The 25,144-nt window shown below is 55.1% G+C and carries 26 protein-coding genes and 1 pseudogene; 20 read left to right on the top strand and 7 right to left on the bottom strand.

Annotated features, from left to right (window positions below):
* Positions 1-978: an aminopeptidase gene (locus RCI_RS00055; RefSeq protein WP_012034336.1), complete on the top strand. Its 978-nt coding sequence runs from the start codon at positions 1-3 to the stop codon at positions 976-978.
* 67 nt (positions 979-1,045) lie between these two features.
* Here RCI_RS00055 and RCI_RS00060 read toward each other — a convergent pair whose 3' ends face one another.
* Complete coding sequence (locus tag RCI_RS00060) at positions 1,046-1,921, bottom strand: carboxypeptidase-like regulatory domain-containing protein (protein ID WP_012034337.1); 876 nt, start codon at positions 1,919-1,921, stop codon at positions 1,046-1,048.
* 141 nt (positions 1,922-2,062) lie between these two features.
* On the opposite strand from RCI_RS00060, the gene RCI_RS00065 reads away from it, so the two are divergent.
* Both RCI_RS00065 and RCI_RS00070 read left to right on the top strand, forming a co-directional pair.
* Positions 2,063-3,031, top strand: a complete 969-nt coding sequence (locus RCI_RS00065; protein WP_012034338.1) for a replication factor C small subunit — start codon at positions 2,063-2,065, stop codon at positions 3,029-3,031.
* Between the two features lie 147 nt (positions 3,032-3,178).
* Entirely contained in the window at positions 3,179-3,658 is a 480-nt protein-coding gene (locus tag RCI_RS00070) for a YbhB/YbcL family Raf kinase inhibitor-like protein (RefSeq protein ID WP_231844875.1), read from the top strand.
* 404 nt (positions 3,659-4,062) lie between these two features.
* Here the strand turns inward: RCI_RS00070 and RCI_RS00075 are convergent, their stop codons facing one another.
* From RCI_RS00075 to RCI_RS00085, 3 genes are all read right to left on the bottom strand, one after another.
* Positions 4,063-4,518 (bottom strand): DUF2240 family protein, encoded by a 456-nt coding sequence (locus RCI_RS00075; protein ID WP_012034340.1) that lies wholly within the window; start codon positions 4,516-4,518, stop codon positions 4,063-4,065.
* Positions 4,505-5,875: a transglutaminase domain-containing protein gene (locus RCI_RS00080; RefSeq protein WP_012034341.1), complete on the bottom strand. Its 1,371-nt coding sequence runs from the start codon at positions 5,873-5,875 to the stop codon at positions 4,505-4,507. Before RCI_RS00080 ends, RCI_RS00075 begins: the two co-directional genes overlap by 14 nt.
* A 346-nt stretch (positions 5,876-6,221) precedes the next feature.
* Complete coding sequence (locus RCI_RS00085; RefSeq protein ID WP_012034342.1) at positions 6,222-6,707, bottom strand: hypothetical protein; 486 nt, start codon at positions 6,705-6,707, stop codon at positions 6,222-6,224.
* 214 nt (positions 6,708-6,921) lie between these two features.
* Between RCI_RS00085 and RCI_RS00090 the strand changes: the two genes are divergently transcribed.
* Together RCI_RS00090 and RCI_RS00095 are read left to right on the top strand one after the other, a co-directional pair.
* Positions 6,922-7,176: a hypothetical protein gene (locus RCI_RS00090; protein ID WP_048198821.1), complete on the top strand. Its 255-nt coding sequence runs from the start codon at positions 6,922-6,924 to the stop codon at positions 7,174-7,176.
* Between the two features lie 117 nt (positions 7,177-7,293).
* A complete protein-coding gene (locus tag RCI_RS00095) occupies positions 7,294-7,833 on the top strand; it encodes a hypothetical protein (RefSeq protein ID WP_048197708.1) in 540 nt (179 codons plus the stop codon).
* A 35-nt stretch (positions 7,834-7,868) separates the two neighbouring features.
* Here RCI_RS00095 and RCI_RS00100 read toward each other — a convergent pair whose 3' ends face one another.
* Positions 7,869-8,534: a hypothetical protein gene (locus RCI_RS00100; protein WP_148266445.1), complete on the bottom strand. Its 666-nt coding sequence runs from the start codon at positions 8,532-8,534 to the stop codon at positions 7,869-7,871.
* 265 nt (positions 8,535-8,799) lie between these two features.
* Here RCI_RS00100 and RCI_RS17585 point away from each other — a divergent pair.
* The 11 genes and pseudogenes from RCI_RS17585 to RCI_RS00150 form a co-directional block, all read left to right on the top strand.
* Positions 8,800-9,438, top strand: a pseudogene (locus RCI_RS17585) (D-aminoacyl-tRNA deacylase); the annotation flags it as partial.
* A gap of 630 nt (positions 9,439-10,068) precedes the next feature.
* The gene (gene ftsZ / locus RCI_RS17590) at positions 10,069-11,250 is read left to right on the top strand and encodes a cell division protein FtsZ (protein WP_012034347.1); all 1,182 of its coding nucleotides are present in this window, start codon (positions 10,069-10,071) and stop codon (positions 11,248-11,250) included.
* A gap of 84 nt (positions 11,251-11,334) precedes the next feature.
* Positions 11,335-11,550 (top strand): protein translocase SEC61 complex subunit gamma, encoded by a 216-nt coding sequence (locus tag RCI_RS00110; RefSeq protein WP_012034348.1) that lies wholly within the window; start codon positions 11,335-11,337, stop codon positions 11,548-11,550.
* A gap of 11 nt (positions 11,551-11,561) precedes the next feature.
* Positions 11,562-12,056 (top strand): transcription elongation factor Spt5, encoded by a 495-nt coding sequence (locus RCI_RS00115; protein WP_012034349.1) that lies wholly within the window; start codon positions 11,562-11,564, stop codon positions 12,054-12,056.
* 213 nt (positions 12,057-12,269) lie between these two features.
* Complete coding sequence (locus tag RCI_RS00120) at positions 12,270-12,746, top strand: 50S ribosomal protein L11 (RefSeq protein ID WP_012034350.1); 477 nt, start codon at positions 12,270-12,272, stop codon at positions 12,744-12,746.
* Positions 12,747-12,848: 102 nt separating this feature from the next.
* A complete protein-coding gene (locus tag RCI_RS00125; RefSeq protein ID WP_012034351.1) occupies positions 12,849-13,490 on the top strand; it encodes a 50S ribosomal protein L1 in 642 nt (213 codons plus the stop codon).
* Between the two features lie 2 nt (positions 13,491-13,492).
* Positions 13,493-14,407 carry a 50S ribosomal protein L10 gene (locus RCI_RS00130; RefSeq protein ID WP_012034352.1) on the top strand — a complete coding sequence of 305 codons (915 nt, stop codon included), beginning with the start codon at positions 13,493-13,495 and terminating at the stop codon, positions 14,405-14,407.
* Positions 14,408-14,429: 22 nt separating this feature from the next.
* Positions 14,430-14,741 carry a 50S ribosomal protein P1 gene (rpl12p, locus tag RCI_RS00135; protein WP_012034353.1) on the top strand — a complete coding sequence of 104 codons (312 nt, stop codon included), beginning with the start codon at positions 14,430-14,432 and terminating at the stop codon, positions 14,739-14,741.
* A gap of 166 nt (positions 14,742-14,907) precedes the next feature.
* The gene (locus tag RCI_RS00140) at positions 14,908-15,672 is read left to right on the top strand and encodes an RAD55 family ATPase (protein ID WP_012034354.1); all 765 of its coding nucleotides are present in this window, start codon (positions 14,908-14,910) and stop codon (positions 15,670-15,672) included.
* A gap of 126 nt (positions 15,673-15,798) precedes the next feature.
* A complete protein-coding gene (locus RCI_RS00145; RefSeq protein ID WP_012034355.1) occupies positions 15,799-16,596 on the top strand; it encodes a sugar phosphate isomerase/epimerase family protein in 798 nt (265 codons plus the stop codon).
* A gap of 74 nt (positions 16,597-16,670) precedes the next feature.
* Positions 16,671-17,540 carry an SDR family oxidoreductase gene (locus RCI_RS00150; RefSeq protein WP_012034356.1) on the top strand — a complete coding sequence of 290 codons (870 nt, stop codon included), beginning with the start codon at positions 16,671-16,673 and terminating at the stop codon, positions 17,538-17,540.
* A gap of 6 nt (positions 17,541-17,546) precedes the next feature.
* Here the strand turns inward: RCI_RS00150 and RCI_RS00155 are convergent, their stop codons facing one another.
* On the bottom strand, positions 17,547-17,732 hold the full coding sequence (locus RCI_RS00155; protein ID WP_048197711.1) for a CsbD family protein: 186 nt from the start codon (positions 17,730-17,732) through the stop codon (positions 17,547-17,549).
* A gap of 69 nt (positions 17,733-17,801) precedes the next feature.
* Between RCI_RS00155 and RCI_RS16820 the strand changes: the two genes are divergently transcribed.
* Positions 17,802-17,951, top strand: coding sequence for a hypothetical protein (locus RCI_RS16820; RefSeq protein WP_158308832.1), 150 nt, complete (start codon positions 17,802-17,804; stop codon positions 17,949-17,951).
* On the opposite strand, the gene RCI_RS00160 is transcribed toward RCI_RS16820, so the two are convergent.
* Complete coding sequence (locus RCI_RS00160) at positions 17,932-20,286, bottom strand: S8 family serine peptidase (protein WP_048197713.1); 2,355 nt, start codon at positions 20,284-20,286, stop codon at positions 17,932-17,934. The genes RCI_RS16820 and RCI_RS00160 overlap by 20 nt on opposite strands.
* Before the next feature lie 807 nt (positions 20,287-21,093).
* Between RCI_RS00160 and ftsZ (RCI_RS00165) the strand changes: the two genes are divergently transcribed.
* From ftsZ (RCI_RS00165) to RCI_RS00175, 3 genes are all read left to right on the top strand, one after another.
* Positions 21,094-22,257 (top strand): cell division protein FtsZ, encoded by a 1,164-nt coding sequence (gene ftsZ, locus RCI_RS00165; RefSeq protein ID WP_012034359.1) that lies wholly within the window; start codon positions 21,094-21,096, stop codon positions 22,255-22,257.
* A gap of 140 nt (positions 22,258-22,397) precedes the next feature.
* Positions 22,398-22,745 carry a hypothetical protein gene (locus RCI_RS00170; RefSeq protein WP_048197715.1) on the top strand — a complete coding sequence of 116 codons (348 nt, stop codon included), beginning with the start codon at positions 22,398-22,400 and terminating at the stop codon, positions 22,743-22,745.
* Between the two features lie 122 nt (positions 22,746-22,867).
* Positions 22,868-24,697, top strand: coding sequence for a hypothetical protein (locus RCI_RS00175; RefSeq protein WP_012034361.1), 1,830 nt, complete (start codon positions 22,868-22,870; stop codon positions 24,695-24,697).
* Positions 24,698-25,144 lie beyond the last annotated feature (447 nt).

Genomic DNA, 25,144 nt, shown 5'->3' on the forward strand with positions numbered 1-25,144 from the left:
ATGGAAACGAGTATCGCTCACAAGCTACACCATTCTTTAAAAGAGATCATGAATATCCGGAAGGGCGAAGTCGCCCTCATCATTCACGACGAGTACGCAAAAGATGTCTGCGAGGTCACCAGAGCGGCTCTCGAGATCGAAGGCATCACCGTGCACACTTACCAGATCCCTGAGGATAAGCGTCCGCTGACAGAGGCCCCGAAGGAGCTTCAGGCGCTGATCGAGAAGCTGAAGCCGAGCCTGTTCTTCAACCAGCTCAAAGGTATTCCCGAGGAGACTCCTTTCCGTATCCAGCTTCACCACGACGAGTCCCAGTACGGTGCCAGAGTAGGGCATTCCCCCGACATCACCATGGGCATGATCGAGTACCCGATGACGGCCGATTTCAAGGCTATCAAGGCAAGGGCTGAAAGCCTGAAGAAGCGGTTCGAAGGCGTCGTCAACCTGCGGGTTACTGCCCCGGGGGGCACTGACATTGCCTTCAGCATCAAGGGTCGGGACTTCGCCGACGACATCACCATTCACCCGGGCCACATGGGCAACCTGCCCGCGGGAGAAATGTGGTGCGCGCCCGTCGAGCACAGCATGAACGGCACCATCGTCTGCGACGGCAGTATCGGCGACCTGGGCCAGGTCAAAGCCCCGCTGGTCATGTGCGTGGAAGACGGCTACGTAACCAAATTATCGTCCGAAGACAAGGATCTGGTCCAAAAGGTAAACGAACTTATCAGCGTGGACGACGAGGCTTCGCTCTGCGGCGAGTTCGGCATCGGCCTCAACCCCAAAGCCCGGCTCACCGGCCTCCTGCTCGAGGACGAGAAAGTCTACGGCACCCTCCACATCGCCTTCGGCCACAACTCCGACATGCCCGGCGGCCAAAACATGAGCGCGACACACCGAGACTTCTTGTTCAAGAAGCCCTCCATCATCGTGCTGGAGACCGGCGAATACATTATGAGAGATGGCGAGCTGACCTGAACCAGAGTATAAAAACTAACTTTTTTATTGTAGTTAATCGCCCTGCCCCTATACTCTTTTAAAAAAATTAGAACATCCGGCGGTAAGCCTTGAGTCCTATGTACACGAGCGCTATCAGTATGATCGCCACGATGACGGTGGTGGTCATGGATGTCGGCCGGGCGGGCTCGGCGGTCGGCTCCGGGGTTGGCGTTATGGCCTGGGGGGTGGCGGTGGGGTTCTGGTTGTTCGCCACGATCTGGGAAACGTTTACGAAGTCCCGGTAATTTTTAATGGTGACATCGTTACGTACGCCTTCGTAGCCGGCCTCGGCTCTTATCGTTCCATTTAAGCCGCCTTTGGCGGCCGTTATCTCGTATTTGCCGACGTTAACCGGGAGCCCGTCGATTCTGTAGTAGCCCATGGGGCTGTCCGAGCCGTCTCCGGAGCGGATCGGGTAGGTGAGGTAAGTGGCAGGCCTGCCATCGGGGCCTTTGACAGTGATTTCCGCTCCTGTTATGACGCTCATCTCGTCGTTGACGACGTATCCGGAGATCGGGGCGGTACCGGTAATGTATACGTTTATGCTGGCGCGGTGGAATTCTGTAGCCGCCTCGATCTGCACCAGCACGGGCAGCTTATACCGCTCAGGAGGGTTATCAGGGTTGATGCGTATGGTAGTAGAACCGGTTCCCTTCTCGTCCGTGACAATCAGCTGGTTGTCGAAGATCATGTAATCCTGAGCGCTGAGGAAGTTCAACACTATGGGCACGTTTGCCGCTTCTGCAGGTTTGCCGCCGCTGTAGAGCTGTGCCGTCAGGGTGATGGTGTCGTTCATGCCCATCCTCAGGTAAGACTGAGATGACTGCATCTTGATGCTGTCGTAATGCTGCGCCTGGGCTTGCACTGTCGACAGTGCCAGTAATAGCGCTACAACAATAGCCGTCAGCCAGATTTTCCTCATGCTGTCCTCGTCTCCGTATTATTAATGTCTATAAAAAAGATATAACCTTTCCCGTACAATGACTCAGTCTGTCTATAGAAAGATCGCCGATAGAAAGATTATTGGTCAAAGCTAGCATATATCGGGGAGGAAGTACCCTTTATGGCAGAGGATGAAATCTGGACTGAAAAATACCGGCCGCGAAGGCTTGAGGATGTTATAGGCCACCAGCAGATCACCCGGAGGCTTATCTCGTATGTGAAGTCTGGCAACCTTCCTCACCTGCTGTTCTCAGGCCCGCCGGGAGTCGGCAAGACAGCGTGCGCTGTCGCACTTGCCAGGGAGTTGTATGGTGAAACCTGGCACAGCAACTTCATCGAGCTGAATGCCTCCGATGAGCGAGGTATCGATGTCGTGCGCAACAACATCAAAAACTTCGCCCGCACTGCCCCGCTGGGAGAGGCGAAGTTCAAGATCATCTTCCTCGACGAGGCAGACGCGCTGACCTCCGACGCCCAGTCGGCATTGCGCCGCACCATGGAACGGTACGCCGCGACCTGTCGGTTTATCATCTCCTGCAACTACTCGTCCAAGATCATCGAGCCGATCCAGTCCAGGTGTGCGGTTTACCGGTTCGGGCCGCTGAACGCGACTGACATCACCACTGGCATTACCCGCATTGCCAAGAATGAGGGTTTGAAAATCGAGAAAGACGGCATGGACGCGCTGATTTACGTAGCCCGGGGTGACATGCGGAGAGCCATCAACGCCCTCCAGTCGGCTGCCACGATCGCGAAAGACATCACTGCTGACGTGATCTACCAGACTACGAGCACGGCTAAGCCTAAAGAGATCGAGGACATGCTCAAGCTCGCGTTGAACGGGCAGTTCATGGACTCACGAAACAAGCTGGATGAACTACTGATCACCTACGGCTTGTCCGGCACTGACATTATCGACCAGATATACCGGAGCATGTTTGAGCTCGGGCTGGACGAAGATGTGCTGGTCGCCCTCGTCGACCGGATCGGAGAGGCAGACTTCCGGCTCACCGAAGGGGCGAGCGAGCGCATCCAGATCGAGGCTTTGCTGGCACACTTTAAGATGCAGGGCGCCGCACGCTCTAAGTAGCTCTAAAGGGGGTACCGGAGCCGCTGCCTGACCGTAAAAAAGGTTTCCGGAAGAACTGTATACCATGTTTGCGACGGGCACATTATAAAAGCAGGAACCCGTAACCTGCTTTTACCCGACGATCTTATCCTCGCAGAAAGTGAGCACATGATGAACGTCACCACCAAGATGATCCTGAGTAGCAGCGCATTCGAGTCCGGCAGCCATATACCCAAAAAGTACACCTGCGACGGCGACGATGTGTCGCCGGAGCTGACCTGGGGCCAGGTGCCCGAAGGGACAGAATCGTTCGCACTGATCGTCGACGACCCCGATGCGCCCGGACGGGTGTTCACTCACTGGGTACTATTTAATCTGCCAGCCTCCACCACAATGCTGGAAGAGGGCATCTCCGCCGTAGAGCTCGTTAAGGCCGGAGCGTCCCAGGGCAAGAACGACTTCGGCCAGGCCGGCTACGGAGGCCCCTGCCCACCGCCGGGCAAGCCCCACCGATACCGGTTTCATCTATATGCTCTGAACACCATGCTCGACATGCCCTCCGGCGTCTCTAAAAGCGCCGTGCTCGGCGCCATGAAAGGCCACATCTTAGGGGAAGCGGAGATTGTCGGGCTGTACGGGCGGCAATAACTTAGTCTAATGTGATGAAATACGAACGTTGGCTGTGCCTTACTTGATTGCACAGGCTTCCCCGAGACAGAAATACGAACGCTGCGCTGTGCCAGTCCTCACAGATGCCACAGATTCTGATTGATTCCACAGATTTCTCTGCTGAATCCACAGATTACTACTCGATAGCACGGATGGAATAAGTACGATAATATCGATCACCGATAGCAATCATTAGAGTACTTGATCAGAATATTTTTTATTTATCTGTGCTATCCGTCGTCATCTGTGCTATCCAGTAGAAATCTGTGGAATCTGATTCAATCCGTGGAATCTGTGAGGTTTTGCACAGCGCAGCGTTCGTATTGCTTTCTCACCACACAAGAGCAACCTGTATAGCACAGAGCAGCGTTCGATCGTGATTCTCATCCTCTCTTTAACTGCCCGAGCACCTCATCAATTAAGTCAGTTATATCGAGGCCCCGCTCTCTGGCGATGACGAGCCCTGCGACTTCTGGGGTGACCAGATGGCAGAGCTCTGCCTCTTTTTTCTCGATGAGCCCTCTGACGGAGGCAGCTTCGATGCCAGAGTTCACCAGCAGGATTTCGATGCGCTCCAGCAGCGGCTTTCTAAAAAGGTCTTTGCCGGGCCGGAAACCCGGGGGAACGTCTATGGCCTTGTAGTCGAAGGCAGGTGTAATTCTGCCATCTTCCTCGGTGAGCAACCCTGTCTTTAATCCCGCGTCGATAACGCTCTTGCTCTCATCCGGGCTGAACCACCTGAGGTCGAGGGAAAGGGCAAAGGCCAGCTCAGCTCTTGTAAGTTTTGCCTTCGCCCTGGCTTTGAATGCCTGTGCAATGACTAATTTAAGTTCGTCCATACCTCCAGAGCCCCACGATCAGTATTCCGCCAAGAGCCAGGAGCAGCCCGAATCCCGGCAGCTGCACCCCAAATAAGGCTGGGCCGCTCGAGACGGCCTCTGCTTTCTGCGTCTTCAGGACGACCGGCACGTCTTTATCTACGATCTTAACAGTGAGGCTGCCATTGCCATAGCCCGGAGCGCTAATATGGATCGTATGATCGCCCTCCGCGACGCTGGCCGTAAATGATCCAGCGCTATCGATTGGTACTGGTATGCCGTCCACAGTGACCGTAGCATCGCTGATCCTCACTCCGGTTTTATCATCCATGATAATGCCCGTTATATTATATGGCAGGGCATTTCCTGCTGTGCCGCCGTCTGTCGTCGTGCTATTATTTGTCCCTGAGGCGCTGTCTGCCTGGTCCGGCCCGGGTGTCGCGCCGGGCGTAGCACTGCCTGACGGTATCGGTGTTACGGTTGCCGATGGCCCGGTCGTGGGTGAAATCGTGGCCGTGGCCACCGGAGTAGCAGTCGGCGTCGGCGTAGCCTTATTGATCATGTCCCTGCCAATCATCAGGGCACCGGCCGGAGCAGGACTTAAGCCTCTGGCACTATACTGGCCCGAGTCATGTACGCCGGAGAACGTGATAGAAGTCTGGACTGAGCCGGACGACCCCTGGTTGACGTTGACCGTCTTGAACGTATCGATCACGCCGCCCGTGCCCGAGTCCATCGTGTCAGAGTCGATCGCCGTGCCAGCTTTTACATGCCGGTGATCCAGGAAACCCTTATTCATCCACGGATCGTAAGGGACCCAGCCTTTCTGGGGGTAGTATACTTCTACCCACGCGTGCAGTTCTTTGCCCCACCGGAAGGTGGCGTAGCCAGTCGTCCCTGAGATCGAAAAAGGTGCGGTGATCTGTTCGTCGCTGACGATGCCGTTCACGTACCGGGCGGGAATGTTTTCAGCCCTTAGCAAAGCCAGTGCCAGGTTGGCCCGGTTGACGCAGGTGCCATAGTCGTGGTTCAGCGACCATACGGCATCTTTAGAGCCCGGTGATGCCTGATTCGGTATCTTCGTCCGGACGAAGTTCATGATCCTGTCTACCGCTTCGGCCTGAGTCTCAGAGCCTCTCGTGAGCTCATCGGCTTTCGAGATGATGGCGCTGTCAGAAGACTGGACCAGAGGCGTGCTTTGCAGGTACTGGCTCATTCCCGAAGTGCTGACCGGGAACGGATCGCTGAACGTCTCAGGACCCGGATTTCCGGTGCTGGTGACGTCGAACTCAGTTTTTACGACAATCTGCTTATTACCCTTGAAGCCGTCAAGGCTCCACTCGTATATCCTGTAGTGATTGCCAAACGTGTCGGTCATCTCTTCCGAGACGGACGTCGGTGGCTGGTCAGGGGTAATCCGGAAATTGCTGATCGTCTGGGAGAAGCCGTTGACACTGTCCGATCTGTAAACTGGCGCATAATATACGATTTTGGCGCCGTTGATCGCCGTGCAGTCCAGGTTATAAGCGTTGAAGGTATCTGTCAGGGTGACGTGGGCGCTGGAACTTACAGAACCGCTTACAATAATTGTCCCGGAAAGAGACTCTGCATCGGCTTGATGCGTCGTCAGCCAGTATGCCGGCGTTATTAGGCATAAAATTAGAATAAATGATGTCAGCCTTTTGACTGGCTGTAGTTTTTTCGTTTTGTCACTGTACCCCTCTTCAGCCTTTGAAGCGCTTGAGCTGGGTCTCGATCGTGTTGGCGATCTCCTCTGGCAGTGTCCTGCCCTGGCCGTCCACCGCCGCTACCTGCAGGTTCAGGTTGCCGTCTACCGTGGCCCGGACGAGAAACACGTCGTTTTGCAGCACTCCTTTGTTAAAATTTTTATCGAAATAAGAGTACTTGACCGTAAACCGGAAATCAACCATACCGTGATGCTGGACGGTCGGCAATACTGCCGCCAGGTTCTGCGGTGTCAGCGGCAGAAAATCCATCCTCTTTTCCGAGATTTCTACGGCCACTTCCCGCTTCGCCCTGACCATGTTCTGGTGAGCCCCGATATCCGGCCCCGGGGTCTCGAACTCCGACGAGCCGGTCTTTCCGTGGATGCCCGCCACTGCCTTGATCAGGTATCTCAGGTCAGCGCTGTACCCGTAGTTCCGCTCGAAGTCTATCTCCGCCGGAAAATGGTAGTGAATCCGTTCCATAATGAGACGTTCTCCTTCCCCTGCTTAATATAAGCCTTGGGATTGCTGCCAGATATATTTTTTGTCAGTCCGGCGGTAGCCTGCAGGCCTTAACCGCTTGTATAGCAGCCGAAAGAAGTTTTTTTCGTGACGTCCACAGCCATGCCAGTACTTTTCCGCATGAATCACTGGTCAGAATATTTGTACATTCAGGTCGTGAGTGGATGAGATCACCATGATGCGGATTGTAGAACTGGTGCCAGAAGAAGAGTTCACCGACCTCGGAAAGCTAAAAGCCTTCTACGCCAGCACCATCGTCCAGTGCCTTTCAACCATGGGGTACTCTGCATCGCACGTCGACCAGAGCGAATACTACAGCTACGAGCGAAAGATCATCCTGGATACCGATGCCCCGGGCAAAATCGTCGATCAGGTGATCAGCGATCCCGATATCCGGGCGAAAGAAGCGTTTTGCGTACTTGTCAAATAAGCACGGCAGCCGGCCATTTTATCTATGGCACGCATATCTGACGAATGAGCGGGCGGTGGAATCTTCCCGTACCAACCCTTTTATATGATCGCCGCACTTTTTCTGGAGGGTTTAAACATGGTAGATACAGCCGGCCTTGGGGCCATGATTGTACTTATACTGCTTATCCTGATCGCTCTGGCAATCATTCTCTGGCTCCTCAACCCTAAAGACAGGCATATAGAGGCTAAACAGGTCAACTCGACCCCGGTACCCTTCGATGACGGCCAGTTCATGGAGGCTTTCGTGAAGCCGATCTACGAAGACGGCCTGGAGCACCTGGAGAACGCCGTAGACTCTATCCGCAGCGGCTTCGACATCTATGATAACGGCGCCTACGTGGAAGCGGCAGAGGAGTTCATCTCTGCGACCCGCAGCACCGACGAAGCCTCCCGCAAGTTCCGGGAAGTCCTCGCCATGGTCGAGGACCAGGAAGCGGCACCTATCAAAAACGCCCGCGCCAGGCTCACCGAATGCAAGCAGATCCGTCAGGGTGCCAAAGACATGGAAACCGCCTGCGATGCCATGATCGCCGGTAAAAAGGCCGAAGCACAGCCCCTCCTGGACGGTGCCAGGAATCTCCGCAGGCTGGCTGCAGAATGGAAAAAAGAGCCTTAAGTAAACAACCCGGGCATTACTGGCTCATAAAAGTGTCACGGTATGCCGGTCCCGCCACTCAGTTGCAGGTTGACCATGCCCTGCGCAAGGATCTCGTACTTGATCGAGAGCACAGTGCCGGGCGGAGCACGTTTGACCATGTCTGAGGCGAAGGTGATGTCGAAGCATATTTTGGGATGTGTCATCTCGTACTTGGACATGGTTTCCGGGAAGAGCAGCTTGGCTGCCACCGCGGGAGAGACGCTGAACATGGCTGCGATGGCCGGGAAGCCGGGGTTCTGGGCGAGCATGGCGATCAGTGCGTCGCCGGGCTTTGCCCTGTCCGGGTACTTCGAGGCGAGGCTGGTGAAGTACGGCGTCTGGGTGACCCGCACCAGCGCTTCTTTGATGAACTCGGGGGTCACTACCTCCTGAGAGTAGTTGGATGACAGGAAACTGTATACCTGATCCGAGTTCACGACGAGGGAGAAGACGTCCCGGTAGCCGTCGAATGTCCTCGGCAGCCTGTACATGGACTGCTCATCGTTCTCCATTTTCACTTCGAGCACGTCGCAGATCTGCTTCAGCGCAGGCCTGATCTCTTCGTGGCTCTCAAACCCCGACAGCCGGTCTTTGTGGATATCGTGGATGGTCACGTAGTCGGACTGCGTTGTCAGGTACATGATCAGCTTGATCGCTTGCTCTTGCTTATCGACGGCCATGGTAATAATCAGTGTTTTCTCCTTTGTGATAATAAACATTGTTACGCCGGCAGGCGGCGATGGCTGCGGTGTCGATTGTCGGCCCGAATATAAAGTTTTATTACGGGTGGCGAGAATGGTTGTTCCAATGGCGCGCTATACCATCATCGTCTCCACTGCTGACTTTGCCAGCGTCACTATCCGGGACAGCCTGCTCAAGCTCGGTTTCTGGGAGAAGACCTACTCGGACAGCCGGTTCAGGATCTTCCGGCAGGGCAGCTTTGAGATGGTCGAGATCGACGATTACCACGTTTTCCAGGATGGAGTAGACCGGGCCCTTGAAGCCGCGGGGCATAAGCCTGAGATCATCGTCTTTGCCTCCAAGCACCGGAGCAAAGACGGGCGAAAGACGCTCACAGTCCACCATACCGGCAACTTCGGCGAGGCGAAGTTCGGGGGCAGGCCGCAGGAACTGGCGACTGCGGCGCCCCGGGTTGCGCAGTCCCTGCTGAAAAGTCTCAGCGCCTCGGTCACCGGCTATAGCGTTTCCTACGAAGCCACTCACCACGGGCCTTCCGATCTCCTCACGCCGTCGGTCTACGTCGAGATCGGCAGCACAGAAGAGGAGTGGAGGGACACCAGAGCAGGCGAGGTGGTCGCCAGGGCGATTATGGCTATTAGTGAAGACCCTGATGCGCCTGTATACGTGGGTATCGGGGGCAACCACTACGCTCCCCGGGAGACTGCTCTTGCACTGGAGGCGAACGTCGCTTTCGGCCACATCATCGCTGACCACGCGGTTCCCCTGCTGACCGAGAAGACCTTTGCCCAGGCCTTCGAGCGATCCGGCACCCGGCTCGCCTACGTCGATCGCAAATCCATACCCGCCGAAGGCCGCAAGAGGATCGATGATCTGCTCCAGTCCCACGGCATCGAAGCGCACACCGAATCCCGCATCCGGGCAGTAGCGCTCAACCCGGTCCTGAAATGCCAGCGCCTGTGGGACATCGCTGCCCCCCGGGGACTATCCAGGCCGCAGGTGCCCGACCGCTTTCGGTCGACCCTGCCGGGCTGCGGGCCGCACAAGTGTGCGGCGTGCCCCTTCGGCGTGACGGCAGAGCTGAATAAAGAACTGCTTCTCCTGGCATGCAAGGTTGACCAGGACCTTGTTAAAGAGGCTTTCCACGCTCAGCCAGCCATCTATTTCCTCGACGCCAACGGCTGCCCTGCGCCGCTCCTCGTCGGGCTGGACAAGAAGTCGGTGGATGCCGCGGCACTGGCGATTACAGATCGATGCATCGCTATCCTGAAGATGCGCTACACTGTCAAGTACGACTGCATGGAGGAGATGCTGTACGTCTTCGAGCAGAAATTCGACCCGACGAAAGCTAAATCGCTGGGCGTAGCCCCGGGGCCTGATTTCGGCCGGCTCGCCAGAGGCGAGAGCGTGCAGCTAAAGAGTGCCGTGATCACTCCCGATCAAGTTTTTTCCGAAAGTGTCACACGAATAAAATTAAATAACTATGCCTACAATAGTGGTAGTGGGGATGGGGCAATGGAACCCAGTATCTTTAACACAGTTTCTAAAGCGGCAAAACAAATCGATGACAAGGGAGAGATCATCGACAGCGAAGAATATCAGGCTAATATCATCGACGGTGAGGGCCAGATAGCTGCGCCGACTGACATCGGCATCTCCGACGAAGAAATCATGCAGATGATGAAGGAGATGAAGACCAACGTCGTGGTCGTCGGCTGTGGCGGAGGCGGCTCTAACTCGATCGCCCGCATGGCCCGGGAAGGCATCTCCGGAGCGAAGCTCTACGCAGTGAACACAGATGCACAGCACCTGCTGCACACTCACGCTGATAAAAAATTCCTCATCGGCAAAAAGCTCACCAGGGGATTTGGAGCAGGCAGCCTGCCGGAAGTCGGCGAAGGGGCTGCCAAAGAAAGCCTGAACGAGATCAAGGCAGCGCTGATCAAGTCCGACATGGTCTTCATCACGTGCGGCCTCGGCGGCGGCACGGGCACCGGCTCTGCGCCGGTAGTAGCCCAGGCGGCCAAAGAATCGGGCGCGCTGACCATCGCCGTCGTCACGACCCCTTTCAAGGCAGAAGGCGCGATTCGCAAGCGGAATGCCGACTGGGGCCTGGCAAAGCTCAGGGAATCTGCTGACACCGTCATTGTAGTGCCGAACGATAAGCTGCTGGAAGTAGTGCCGGACCTGCCGGTCCAGAAGGCCTTCCGGGTGGCGGATGCAGTGCTGACGCACGCGGTCAAGGGCATCACCGAGCTGGTCACCAAGCCGGGCCTCGTAAACCTCGACTTCGCCGATATCCGCACCGTCATGTCCAACGGCGGCGTGGCTATGATCGGCCTGGGAGAAGGCAGCGGCGAGAACAGGGCTATCGACTCGATCAACGCGGCGCTTGAAAGCCCGCTGCTGGACGTGAACATTTCCACGGCTACCGCGGCCATCGTCAACGTGACGGGCGGCGAAGACATGAGTATCAGCGAGGCGGAAAGCATCGTCGAGCAGGTATCCAACAAGATCGATCCTGAGGCCCGTATCATCTGGGGCGCTCACGTCGACCCTGAGCTGGAGAACGCTATCCGGACCATGGTAATCATCACTGGGGTGAAGTCCGACCAGATACTCGGTAAAACTGATCCTCTGGCCCAGGCTGGCAAGACCGTTCGGACACAAAAGTTCGGCATAGACTTCATATCCTGAATTCTATGCCCGAAAACTTTATCCGGTAGAACAATATTATCTAATTCGTCTTTTCTTTAAATTCATTTGAAGGACGGAGATATTGTGGCAGAGAAGGCAACTCAAAATCAGTTCTCGCTGGAAACCATAACCGGCGTGTTAAAACAGTATTACAGGATCATTCAGCTGACGCGCAAGCCGACCAATGAGGAGTTCTTTACCATCGCCAAGGTGGCCGGTGCCGGCATTCTGCTGATTGGAGTCATCGGTTTCGCAATCTACCTGATCATGGTACAGCTGCCTAAGCTCGTAGGCTTCTAACGGGGATTCAGATGGCAGACGAAGCAGCCCAGCAGGCCATTCCGAAGTCGGCGATCTTCGCCGTGAAAACGACCGCCAACCAGGAGCGGTCGGTGGCGAACCTCATCGCCATGGTTACCCGAAAGGAAAATCTGGACATACGCTCGGTGCTCGTACCCGAAGAACTGAAAGGCTACGTTCTGGTAGAGTCTCCCATGGCGGAGATCGTAGAGGACTGCATCAAGAACATTCCCCACGCCAAAGCCGTAGTGCGCGGCGCGTCATCGATCACTGAGGTTCAGCACTTCCTGGCGCCCAAGCCGACTGTCACCGGCATATCCGAGGGCGACATCGTCGAGCTTACCGCCGGCCCGTTCAAGGGCGAAAAGGCCAGAGTCAAGAGGATCGACGAGGCCAAGGAAGAGATCACGGTCGAGCTCTCCGAAGCCATGGTGCCCATCCCTGTCACTGTCAGAGGCGACATCGTCCGGGTGCTGAGCAAGGAAGAGACCGGCGCAAAGAAATAAGGGCACTGAGGTGCCCTTCCAGTACTTTTTTTAAGTAAGCTTGCCTACTGTAGCACTCGTTATTGCCGTGTAGTGCCGATGCGGATCTGTCGACCTGATCCACCTTCTGCCGGCACTAGTGCGGGGTGTGCCTGCTTTTTGGGCGAGGCAAACACAGTAACGTTTAAATATTATATCTGTATTATGCAGTATCACAATTCCAGGTGAATAACCATGGCAGATGTAGTTGAAGTACTGGTTCCTGGCGGTAAGGCGAATCCGGGACCCCCACTGGGTCCGGCGCTCGGTCCCCTTGGAATCAACATCAAGAAAGTGGTCGATGAGATCAACAACAAGACCAAAGACTACAACGGTATGACCGTCCCGGTCAAGGTCATCGTCGACGCCAGCCGTAACTTTACGGTTGAAGTTGGAACACCACCGACATCTGCATTAGTTCTTTCGGAATTGAAGCTTGAGAAGGGCTCGGGCACTCCCAACACTAACTTTATTGGCAGCCTGACCATCGAACAAGCGATCAAAGTTGCCCAGATGAAGAGAGACGCGATGCTTAGCTACACCCTGAAGAACGCCGTCAAGGAAGTTGCAGGAACCTGTGTCAGCTTAGGTGTCATGATAGAGGGCAAGAAGCCGAAGGAATTTATCGCAGAAGTAAATGCGGGAAAATACGACGATAAACTGTCGGAGTAACATTAATGGCGACACTGACTGGTGTTACTAACACCTGCTGTGTCGTTACGACATTTTAACTGTCGTAGTAGACCGTAAGGTCGTGGACTACGGAGGAATTTAATGGCAAGAAAAGAAACGGTCGAAGCTGTCAAGAAAGCACTTGCCAGCAGGCCAAAAAGGAACTTTTCCGAAAGTGTTGATCTTGCTATCAATCTCAAAAACATAGACATGAGCCAGCCCAAGAACAGGGTTGACGAGGACATCATCCTCCCGAGCGGGCTCGGCAAGACCATCAAGGTCGCCGTGTTTGCCAAGGGTGAGGTTGCCGTCAACGCCGAGAAGGCCGGCGCAGACTATGTCTTCCCACCGGAAGAGATTGAGAAGCTGGGCGCTGACAAGCCCCGGGCTAAGAAATTAGCCTCAGAGGTCAACTTCTTCATTGCTGAAACAGCCTACATGCCTACGATCGGTAAGAGGCTCGGTACTGTGCTCGGCCCGAGGGGCAAAATGCCCGCTCCGCTGCCGCCGCAGGCTGACGTCACCGCTCTGATCACCAGGCAGAAAAAGTCGATCAAAATCAGATCCAAGGACAGGCTCACGTTCCATGCCACCATCGGCACGGAGACGATGACCCCTGAAGAGATCGCCGAGAACATCGACGCTATCATCAAGAGGCTAGAGACGAAGCTCGAAAAGGGCAAGCAGAACATCCACGCGATCTACGTCAAGACGACGATGGGCCCCGCTGTGAAGGTGATGTAAGCATGAACGCCGAAGCAGAGGTACACCACAGCGAACACATTCCCCAGTGGAAGAAAGACGAGATCAAGAAGATCGTGGACGGCGTGCACTCCCACAAGGTAGTCGGCATCGTCGACGTACGCGGCGTTCCGGCCGACTCGCTGCAGAAGATGCGGCGGAACCTGCTGGGCAAAGTCGAGATGCGCATGGTGCGCAACACGCTCTCGACCATCGCTTTCGACTCTCTCCCCGAGGGCGAGAAGGCGAAGGAACTGGCAAAGTACGTAGACGGCCAGATGCTGATCGTCTACACTAACGACAACCCGTTCAAGCTCTACAAGCTCCTGAACGCTACCAAATCCAAGCGTGCAGCCAAGGGCGGCGACATAGCCCCCAGCGACATCGTGATCCCCAAGGGACCGACCTCGTTCAAGCCCGGCCCACTTGTTGGCGAATTCCAGCAGGTCGGCATACCGGCAGGCATCGAGGGTGGCAAAGTAGTCATCAAGGACACTAAGACCGTCGTCAAGCAGGGCGAGAAGATCTCGGCCAAGCTGGCAGAGGCGCTCACCCGGTTAGAGATTATGCCCATCGATGTGGGTCTGAATCTCATGGCGGCAGTCGAAGGTCACATGCTCTACAAGCCTGAAGACCTGGGTATGGACGAGGATCTGCTCCGTGACATGTTTGCACAGGCAGCGGCCCACGCGTTCAACCTGAGCATTGAGGCAGGCATCACCACCAAGGACACAATCGAGCCGCTCATCCAGAAGGCGGTCATGGAGTCCAAGGCGCTCGCAGTGAATGCCCCCATATTCGAGAAGGACGTCATGGACTTAATTATGTCCAAGGCTGAGATGGAGATGCTGGCAGTCGCAAAGATGGTAGCCGGCAAAGAAAATGCACTTGACGATGAGCTCAAGGCAAAAGTACAATAACATTAACTAAGAGGTGTCAACAATGGAATACGTATACGCAGCACTTTTACTACACAAGGCTGGTAAGGCAGTCGATGAGGCAGGAGTCAGCTCCGTTCTGAAGGCAGCTGGAGTAGAGGTAAACGAGGCCCGTGTCAAGGCCCTGGTTGCAGCCCTGGAAGGCGTCAACATCGACGAGGCTATCTCCAAGGCAGCATTCGCAGCAGCTCCGGCCCCGGCCGCAGCCGCAGCTCCGGCCGCAGCCGAAGCCGCAGCAGCCCCGGCAGAGGACGAGAAGAAGAAGGAAGAGGAAGAGGCATCCGGCATGGAAGGCCTCGGCGCTCTGTTTGGCTAAAAAAGCCAAACATCCCTTTTTCTTTCATTTTTTTATAAAATAAGCGTTTTATAATAAAGTAATTTCCCTCCAACCTGTACTTTCTACTGCTCAAGCACCAGAACTTCGCATTTATCTGTAGCTTACTTTTAAATGCCCGTACAAAGAGCGGTTATATCGCGATACTATGTCGCCGGGGGGAACAGGCGTTACACTTGAACAGGTAAAAACTGGCGTAGACGGTCTTGATATCCTGCTCAGCGGAGGCTTCGTCAAGGGCTCGACCATCCTCATTTCGGGCAGCTACGGCTCAGGTAAGACACTGCTGGCGCTCCAGTACGCGTTTTACCAGGCCCAGCGCGGGGATAAGGTTCTATATGTCAGCACCAGCGAGCCTGTCTTTAAGATCCGCCAGTTCGCCGGGAACCTGGCATTCTTCGACGAGTCCCTCGTACGCACTGGCTATAGTGGTATAGCCGGCAAGAAAGATCGGAATCACGCCGGCTTCGTGGAATTCGTGGAGTCTTCAATGGGTATAGTCACTGGTATCTACTTCAACGACGTCAGTTCTCTGATGGAGGAGATCCGGGACATGGTAAACAGCAAGGGTATACAGCACCTGATCATCGACCCGATCACCACCATTTCCATGCTGTATGACAGCGAGGCCGACCTGCGGAAAGACCTCCTGCTGATGAGTGCCTGGCTCACAAGGATGGGCTGCACTGTACTACTCACTGCCGAGGCGTCCGATCAGAAGCTGCTGGACGTGGAAAAGTACCTTGCCGACTGCGTCATCGATCTACGTTCCCACATGGAATCCGACGAGCGGCGCTTCAGCATCTGCATCGAAAAGCTCCGGGGCAACAGACAGCTGATGTGCAGCCAGCAGTACCTGCCCGGCAGCGATGGCATAAAAATGCTCACCCGGGAGCAGGCTGTGTCCGAGTAACGATTATTTGCCGGTGAATACTAGAAGCAACACTGCGCAGCAGTGGTAGCATGCGCAGTGTTGTCTTCCCCTACGATGCACCATTATCTGTAACAAGTTAAGTAGATCGAGGCACATCTACAATCTATGAAGTTCGGCCTGAAAGTCCACCACACAGATATCGACAGCCTGCTGTACTTACGACCTCAGGCGATCGAGTTTGCGCTGTTTCATGGAGATATGGGTGGCGAATGGGCAGACCGGATCCGCTTCGACGGCCCGATCATCGTTCACGCGCCGGAGAAGTTCGGCGACGGAACCATCCTGGATGCGGGCTCTGAAGACGAAGTGCAGCGCACCAGGGCGACAGAGATGCTCAAGCGAACGATCGATATCTCTGTTCGGCTGCAGGCAGAGCTGGTGATCATCCACCCGGGAGGCGTGTTCAGGGAGCACAGAACAGTCTCGCCGGAGAGACTGATCAGGACGATGGCGGAGCTAAAAGCCTGTGCTGGCAATCGGGTTGAGCTGGTGCTGGAAAATATGCCGGGCTACTACCGCACCGGAGGCACACTCTGGCACCCCTGCCTGCTGACCGGAGCAGATGAAATAGTTGCAGTGCTGGACCGGACTGACGTCGGCTTATGCCTGGACGTCTGTCACGCGAAGCTGTACTGTAACGTCAGCGGACATGATTTCAAGCAGTATATCGAAACGTTGTTGCCGTATGCCCGGCATCTTCACGTCTCCGACGCCATGGGCGAAGCCGGTGAAGGCCTCCAGATCGGCGAAGGGGAGATCGACTGGGAGTGGCTGGCCTCAGTAACCCGGGACCTCGATCTGGTTGCGGTGCCCGAGATAGACGACGGTTTCAGGGAGGGGGGCAAAGGTTTCAGGATCGCCAGAGATCGGTTGTCAAGCATGGGTTTCTATGGCAGGTCTTAGCGTTTATCTGACAACTATTTGAGGTAGTTTTACCATTATATCACTCATACCAAATTACAGGAGCTGGCAAATACATGATTCTAGTTACCGGCTGCGGGCCGCTGGGTGCGGGCCTGGTGAAGGCAATGGAAGATCAGCCTGCAAAAGGCGCTTGCGACGAGAGCAATCCCGATATCCCGAGAGGCTTCATGACCTACAACTTCGAGAAAGAGCAGGATATCAGGAGGATCGTCGATGTGGAGAAGCCGAAGATCTTAGTTCTCACCGAAGAGATCGACAACGTCGAGTACTGCGAGGAGAACCGCATGGATGCCATGTACTACAACACCCGGGCTCAGCGGTATTTCGCCGAGGCTGCGCAGAACGTCGGGGCGAGGCTTGTGCTCCGCTCAAGCGCGATGGTGTTCGACGGCCGCAAGCCCGGTGGCATGTACACCGAGGAAGATCATACAAATCCCCTGAACGTCTACGCTGAAACTAAGGTGATGGCGGAAACGGCTGTCGACCGGACCAAAGATTTCCTGGTAGTCCGTTTGGGCGAGCTATATGGCGCCTACTTTGATAACTTCGCCAGCCATCTGGTTGAAAGCCTGAGTATGGGACAGAATGTGGAACTGGCGACTGATATGTACTTCTCACCCATCTACCTGGATGATGCTATCGCCGCAATCAAGGAGCTTACACTAAATGGTATGACCGGCTTCTATCACGTGGCCGGACCGGAAAGGCTGAGCCACTACGAGTTCGGGAAAAAGATCGCCAGGGCTTTCGGGTTTAGCGAAGACAGGCTGGTACCCATCACCATGGCGGACCTAAAGCTGACTGTGCTGGTCCCCCGGGATACTTCGCTCAGCTCGGCTAAGCTGAACGCGCTGATGAAAGTGCGCGGCGTAGACGAAGGCCTGGCGGCGATGAAGACTGCTGCGGCGGCCGGTAAAAATTAAATTTTTTTACTTCAGCTCTCGCTTGACCTTCTCCTCGACCTTGCCCATTTCCTTAACTGCTTTGCCCGCTTCCTTCTCGGCTTTGCCCCTTGCTTCCAGGCCTGGCCTGCCTGCTGCCTTTCCTACTTCTTCCCTGGTCTTGCCCATAGCTTCCTTAGCAGTGCCCTTCACTTCTTTTTCAATACCACCCATGTTCTCACCATCTCCGAGAATGAAAGAGATGTATAAAACGGTTGACCAAATTATGGTGAAAATAAGATCATGTCTCGCACGATCAAGTATGCGCGGGAAACAGGCTATCTGCCCTGCCGCAAGTGCCGGATGCCGGAGAGCGCTTACGCGCTGCGGCTGAAAAGAAAGAAAAAAGAAAAATTGGGGGATGGCCGGGAACTTAGAGCTGATACGGAGTAATCAGCACGTAGCTGGCCTTCCCGCCGACCTGGGTGCCCTCTACCTTGAGGGTGTAGATGCCCGGGGCCGAGTTCTGGTAGTCGATCTGTGCGTAGGGCGCCATCATCGAGTTCTGGCCGGCGCCGGCGCTGGCGATCTTATTGCCATCGTCGTCGTAAAGGGCCAGCGTCAGCTTGTTGAAGCCCCAGTTCCACGCGAGCCGGGCGTTGATGTCCTGGCTGCCTGCGGTGAAGCTGTAGGATGCAGCCTGCCCGTTCGAGATCGTACCTGTCTTCTTATACGCCGGTGCGACTGCAGGCGTTGCCTCGCCCGTGATCGTAACCGGCTTGAAAGCCTGCCTGGCATATACTCTGAGCAGGTAGTAGCCGTCCTGCGGAGCGTTGTACTTGATAGTCTCCGAGGTGGTGTACCGCTGCTGTGACTGCGCCACTAGCTTGCCGGCCGGATCGTATAGGTACAGGTCCAGGTCGCTGGAGGTGCCCTGCCACGATACCTTTGCGGTGATCTGGCCCGCCTGAGTCGGCGTTATATAGGTGTAGTAGTCGCCGCCGTTGCTGACTGTGCCCGTGAATGCGGTGCCGGGCTCAGGCACCGGAGTTGGCACAGGGGTGGAGGTAGGTTTCGGGGTCGGCACCGTCGTCGGCGTCGGGGTTGTCCTGCCTCCGGCCACGTTAAGTGTATACGACTTGGAACTGCTGACCGTGCTGTCAGAGCCGGACCTTACTGTCACGGTAAACTGGTGACTGCCAGCCGTCGCGTCTGTGCCCGGTGTCAACTGTACCTGCATAGAGCCTGCTGCACCCGGGCTGATCACGCCGCCCGAATATCCCGATACCTGGACCCATTCTCTGGGAATGCCGTTGACCGTCACGCTGTACGCGTCACTGGCGCTTCCTGTGTTCACGATCATCATGGTCTGGCTCACTGTGGTGCCGGGCGCTACCTGGAATCTCTCAATGCTGCCCATCTGGCCTTTGTAATGGGCGAACATCGATATCAGCCCGACTGCGTAGCTGCCCGGTTCGGGCGACGGAGTCGGCGTGGGCGTCGGGTTCGGCCCGGGTGTCGGGGTGGGTGTCGGGGTCGGGTTCGGTCCCGGTGTCGGCGTCGGGGTGGGGCTGGGGGTCGGCAGCTGGCCGCTGAGGACGTATTCCAGCGCTGCTTTCGCATCAACCCGGCCGTAGCCGTAGTTATTGTTAGGTACGCCGCTGCCCAGGGGCTTTGCGGTCCTAGTCAGCGCTTCTTTCACCTGGGCCGGGGTGAGGTCCGGCTTGGCCTGCAGCAGCAGGGCGGCGACGCCAGAGGTCATCGGGGTGGCCATCGAGGTGCCGCTCATCGCCTGGTAATACTGGCCTACGGGCTTGGAAGAAGCTACTCCCGTGGCTTTGGAAGCGACGAGGCCGACGCCCATGTTGGTGACGTCCGGCTTGACTCTGCCGTCGTAGGTCGGCCCTCTCGAGCTGAACGAAGCGATCTGGTCGTTGCGGTCGGTGGCGCCGACTGTGATGGCATCGGGGCTGTCGCCCGGGCACGCTACAGTCTTGCCGCTTGGGCCGCTGTTCCCTGCCGCCACGATGACGGTGACGCCTGCGTCTACCGCTCTCTTGATGGCGTCGTCACTGGCCTTCGAGTGGCTGGAGCTGCCGAGGGACATGGAAATGATGTCCGCCTTGTTCTGGACTGCCCAGTCGATACCCTTGATAATGTTAGAGTTGCTGCCGGAGCCGTCCCTGCCGAGCACCTTGATGCCTATTAAGCTGGCTTCTGGGGCTACGCCCTTGTACTTGCCATTGTCTGCGGCGCCCGTGCCTGCGACAGTGCCGGCTACGTGGGTGCCGTGTCCGTGATCATCGTACGGTGTCGTCTTGCCCTGAGTATAGTCTACCCAGCCGACGATCTTGTTGCCGTTCAGATCTGGGTGGCTGCCGTCGATGCCCGTGTCGATGATGGCGACGGTTACGCCTTTGCCGGTGTACCCGGAGTTCCAGGCCTGGTCAGCGCCGATCTGCGGTACTGCCTTGTCCAGAAGGACGTGAACCTGCTGATCCTTCTCGACATACTTGACATTGTCCATAGCCCTCAGCTGATCAACCTTACTGTCGGGGATCGTAACAGCCATGCCGTTGATGATGCTGTACTTGTGGATGATCCTGCCATTGAAAGAGTTGACGAGGCTGGTCACTTGATCTTCTGCGGCTATGGAAGCCGTTCCTGGCTTGTCTTCGAAAGCTACGATATAAGTAGAGTAGCCGGCGGGCTCTTCAGAGCCAGCAGGTTGTGAGTTTTTCAGGGGTGGGACCGCGGCGATTGCCACTGCCGTCAAAGACAGCAACATTATAAGAATAGCCGCTATGCCCAGCACAGTTTTTAGCTTAATGTTTTTCCCTCCAGATTGTTCAAGGCGTTGCCTGTACACCTTTAGCAACGTGATAGCGAACAATTATTATTTTTGCTATAAATACTTTACAGTTAAATTTTCAAAAATTTTCACTTTTTCAACAAGAGTATTACAAATTTTATACAATGTGTTTTCCGGTATCCGCCGAATATGGTCTTCAGACGGTGAAAATGGCTATCCGGGCGCTGACGTGAATTGTTTTACGCACAAGGGCACAGATTATAGCTGATATTGTTATTGCTTCGATACAGGCCTGAATTTTTTAAATACTTTCCCTGTAAGGGGATAATTTGAGATGATTTCAGATATTTAGATATATTTGACACTGTCTGCCCTTACTATGCCAGTTTCACATACGGGTACAGATTTTTTACTTTCCATTTTGCAATTATAATAAAAAGAACACTAAGTTTAAATATACCTAAGCGCATACTAAGCTTGGGATTTGGATTGGATCAGTTGAACTTTTAAGCTCAATTTGATCGACATACGCATAGCTCTCGAGCTCTGTCTATCTTTGACGGATGTATAGCTCCGGCTATTGCCTGCCTTTCCTGTCGGGGTTGTGACTGCAGCCCATTAAACTCGTCCAGTATTTAACCGGGACGGCCAGGGACAAAAGGGCATAATATAAAAACGTCGGGTTCACGAGCGCCTGCGAGCGAGTGTCGCGCGCTTACAGACAACGAACGGCTTGCCGTGAACGCCGAGGGATAAAACCTACATCAATGGGGATGGGATATTATGCAATCTATTGTGCAGGAAGCACTTAAATACACTGAAATGGAACGCGAGTACAGGAACGAAAAGGGAGAGAACAGCGTAGGTGCAGACTTTGAAGACTTCGGTCTCCCACAGATCAAGATCGTCGGCTGCGGTGGTGCCGGTAACAACACCATCAACAGGCTGTACAACATCGGCGTGGACGGCGCAGAAACTATCGCAGTCAACACCGACAAGCAGCACCTCGACGTCATCAGGGCAGACAAGAAGATCCTGGTAGGCAAGTCTCTCACCAGGGGTCTCGGCGCAGGCGGTTTCCCCGAAATCGGCAAGAGGGCTGCAGAACTCGCGAGAAGCACACTACAGGAAGTCCTTAAGGACACCGACTTAGTATTCATCACGGCAGGCATGGGAGGCGGAACGGGTACCGGCACGGCGCCCATCGTCGCACAGGTCGCCAAAGAACAGGGCGCCATCGTCGTAGGCATGGTTTCTACACCGTTCAAGGTAGAGCGCGCCAGAATGGTCAAGGCAGAAGAAGGTATCGCCGACCTTAGAGCAGCAGCAGACACCGTCATCGTGCTCGACAACAACAGGCTGCTCGAAATGGTGCCGAACCTCCCGCTGGAGCAGGCATTCTCCGTAATGGACCAGCTAATCGCTCAGACTGTCAAAGGTATCTCAGAGACCATCACCAGGCCTTCGCTCATCAACCTCGACTTCGCCGACGTCAAGGCGATTATGAACGCCGGCGGCATCGCAGTCATGCTCGTGGGCGAGACCAAGAGCCAGGACAAGTCCGAGAACGTAGTAAGAGAAGCACTCAACCACCCGCTGCTGGACGTAGACTACCGCGGCGCAACCGGCGCACTGGTGCACATCACCGGCGGCCCGGACCTCACCCTGCGTGAGGCGGAGAACATCGCAGAGTCGCTCACTTACGAGATGGATTCCCACGCCAACGTCATATGGGGCGCCAGAATCCAGAAGGACTACGAAGGCAAGGTCAGAGTGCTCGCCATCATGACTGGCATCCAGTCGCCGCAGGTCATGGGCAAGAGCGGCCAGAGAGCCTCGGCAACCATGTCTGACGAAAGCACCAGCCGCTACCGAAGGGCTCCCGGCACCACCGGCGGCCGCAAGACTGGCAAGCCTCTCGACACTATCATTGACATAGTCGAATAGTCCTACAAGCAATCCGGTGCGCTGATGCGCACCACACTTTTTTATTAAGCTTTTATTAAGTCTTCAAAAACCTTTCACGGGCGCATTTTTCGCCTCATCACCTGTAAACGACTTTCTACCTATCCGTCGAATTGACTTCTATGTCACATGGCCATGACGAACCTCAGGAACAGCTCGAGCATATCTTCAAATGCTACTGCGAAACAGGCCTGACTCTCGCAACTCTTGCCGTTGTCCGGAGGGGTGCGTCCACTATCTCCGAGGCCCGGGATAACATAGCATCCTACACGGCAGAGATGATGATCGTAGACGAGAAAAAGCTCGCGCGGGAGCTCGAGGATCTGGTGCGCCAGGGCTGTGTAGAACTAAAAGAAGGCCGCTACTACATTACTCCTAAAGGGAAAAATCTGATGTTCATAATGTTGAAGCAGTGGAATAAGTACGTGGACGCGATGAACAATCTATGGGGCTGCTATTACGGGGCCTGATGCCGCTATGGCTGAGAAGATAAAACCAACAGGGCTTTTATGGCCGTCTTCGTTGAAATAAAGTCTTTTTGACGCCCTGAAAGCGATAAAGCTATAATCAATGATACGCAATAGCAGTTTATATGTCATTCCTGGGTGGGGATAAGATCGACGAAAAAGTCGAGCTGAACCCAAAATACGTGGGCAAACTCATTGAGACCAGGCTTTATGCCATCAACGAGAAAAAGCATTACGATGGCGTGGTTTTAACCTTTTACTGCCCTAAGTGCGGGCATAATAACACTCTGGTGAAGCCGCTATTGCTGTATAACCTGACGATGGACTCTTTCATGCAGGCAGTCTCCAGCTACCGGTTTGAGACGCATGCCTGTGTTTGTGGTACCAGACTGACTTCAAACAACCTGATCGTCGCCCAGTACAGCCACTTTTTCCCGGAGACTCAGCTCGATTTTCAGGCGGAAGTAACCGCCGGGAGCGAGTTCGTATCGTTCTACCGGATGGACTTATCGGGTGACCGGGAGCTTATCCGGCAGACTCCTGATTTCAGGTACATGTATGATACCTTCGGGCGGGTACTGAGCATAAAAGAGTGCTGGAAGCACATGATCAGCTCGGCGCTCCAGACACGGACTATCCAGCTCTACAACGTGGAGAAAGGTTACACAATCCTCGCTGTACCCGTGGACAGCCCCCGGGCGAGGGTGAACATTCGAGAGATCGCAGGTCCCGTGTGGCCCGGCGAGTCGGGGCAGGTTATCCGACTGTCGGACATGGCCCGGGAAGAAGGACTGAAGCTGGAAGATATGTACCAGGACTGGATGCCGGAATACGCCGCCGAGATCAACGGCGGCCACGTCGACGTCGCTGCTGTTCTGGACCTTGCCAGAGTGCTGGCGCTGCTTAAGAAGATGCTTACCCGGGAGGCCATCGAATTCACGGCCCAGGGGGATATCGTAACCATCACCAGCAGGCCGTTCAAGGCTCAGCTATCGATCAAGGACATCGCCCGGGAAGCGGTCTATACCGGCAAGAGCTTCCACGATGTCATCGATGCCAGGATCGAGGCCGCCCTGACCCGGATTCACCAGGCAGAGTGTATCCTGAAAGATATCCGGAAAGACATGCCTGCCTACCAGTACCATGTAGACGGGGACTTCCTGGAGATCATCAACCCGTACAACGGCCTTTCAGAGCGGGTCAACCTGTATGCCCCGTTGCCTAAGGGTGGCACCAGGATCATTATAGCAAAGCTGCGCGAGGCGCTTTGTAAGAATGAAAAGTTCCACCCGGTCTGCAAATGCGGCCGGGACAGCTTTGTCTATAAGACCATCGAGCCCGCTTCGTGGCTCAAGACCACGCCAGACTCCTTCAACTACGTATGCGACGAGCGCGAGAACGCCGTCATACTCTACTATATCTCGTGCACAGAACACACTAACCCGGTCATGAGGACCGATTTAGCCAGCTGGCTGATCGATCGTGAAGTGCTCGACGAAATTTTCGAGGAGGAGCTGGATGTCCTGAGGCTAAACATCGAAGCCCACGCCGGCAAGTTCGGGGATGACACCATCGTCGGAGTCCTGAGCAAGCACGCATGCGACATCATGACTCACCCGTCTTTCATCAAAGCGCTGCTGGACGAGCTGAAAGTCCGGCTCGGCGACAGAGTCATCGCTTACGCTCCCTACAAGGAAATGGTGCTCATCTACAAGGAAGACGCGAAGGTCGAAAACCTCAACGCCGCCCTGCTCGATATCCAGACGATCGTTGACAGGAAAGACCTGTCCCTGACCCCGCTGGACTACATAGAACTGTTCGAGCTTACTCATGGTCATGGGATCATCAATCTAATCACCCTGCCGGAGAAGCCGGAACAGCCTGAGCAGGCAGCAATCTCCGGGCCTGACACCGCCATTGAGGAAACCCAGGGCAAGACTGGAGGAAATGCCTGATCAAGTTCTGGAGCGTAATGCCATTGCATATCCTCGTGTGAATGTTGAAAAAGCTGCGCTTTGCCGGCCAGCATTATGGGAATAATTGCATTCTATTGTCTCTATGTGCCTGTGAACGTACACGAACGCTGCGCTGTGCCTTACTTGATTGCTTAGGCTCCCTGAGACAGCAAATCGAACGCTGCGCTGTGCCTTACTTGATTGCTTAGGCTCCCTGAGACAGCAAATCGAACGCTGCGCTGTGCTAATCCACACAGATGCCACAGATTCCGATTGATTCCACAGATTCCTCTGCTGAATCCACAGATTACTACTCGATAGCACAGATGGTAAACGCTAATACAATCGATCACCGATAGCAAGCATAAGGACAGTCGATCAGATTATTGTTGTTTATCTGTAGAATCCTTCGCCATCTGTGCTATCTATTAAGAATCTGTGGATTCG

Origin of the sequence: Methanocella arvoryzae MRE50, assembly GCF_000063445.1 — an archaeon.
Classification (GTDB): domain Archaea; phylum Halobacteriota; class Methanocellia; order Methanocellales; family Methanocellaceae; genus Methanocella_A; species Methanocella_A arvoryzae.